Source organism: Methylobacterium sp. WL103 (assembly GCF_008039885.1).
GTDB lineage: Bacteria > Pseudomonadota > Alphaproteobacteria > Rhizobiales > Beijerinckiaceae > Methylobacterium > Methylobacterium cerastii.
Genome location: NZ_VRUX01001205.1, coordinates 1 through 589, shown reverse-complemented (window position 1 = coordinate 589; position 589 = coordinate 1). Strand labels below are relative to the sequence as shown.

1 protein-coding gene and 1 pseudogene are annotated in these 589 nt (G+C 74.9%); both read right to left on the bottom strand.

The window, feature by feature from the left end; translation table 11 throughout:
- The coding region (locus FV222_RS28640) for a dephospho-CoA kinase (RefSeq protein WP_147816497.1) at positions 1–168 on the bottom strand (168 nt) is incomplete at its 3' end.
- 10 nt (positions 169–178) lie between these two features.
- Positions 179–589 (bottom strand): annotated as a pseudogene (locus FV222_RS28635) (shikimate dehydrogenase); the annotation flags it as partial.

Below are 589 nucleotides of genomic sequence, written 5' to 3'. Positions count from 1 at the left end.
CGCCCCAGCCGCGGCGCCGCCCGGCCCGTAGAGGGCGTGCACGGCCGCGTCGGCGTCGTGCACCGGCACGCCACGTGCGGAGAACATCGCCGCGGTGGCAGATTTCCCCATGCCGATCGAGCCGGTGAGCCCGAGCACGAACGGTTTTTTGCGCACAGTATCGCTCATCGGAGCGGACCTATCGCGGCAGGTCGGCGACGACGACCGCGCGCAGGGCCTCCGTCACCCTCGGGCGCACGCCGAACCAGGCCTCGAAGCCCGGCACCGCCTGGTGCAGCAACATGCCGAGCCCGTCGATCGCCGGAAGCCCGCGGGCGCGGGCGGCGGCGAGGAAGCCCGTCTCCAGCGGCACGTAGACGATGTCGGCCACCGCCGCGTGGGCCGGCAGCGGAGCGAGGTCGAGGTCGAGCGGCGGGTTGCCGGCCATGCCGAGCGCGGTGGTGTTCACCAGAAGCCCGGCCTCGGGCATCAGCGCCGGGATCGCGTCCCATTCGATCGCGGTCGCGATGCCGGGGGCGAGCGCCGCGACCGTCTCCGCCCGCGCGCGGGTGCGGTTGGCGACGACGATGCGCGCGAGGCCGCGCTCGGC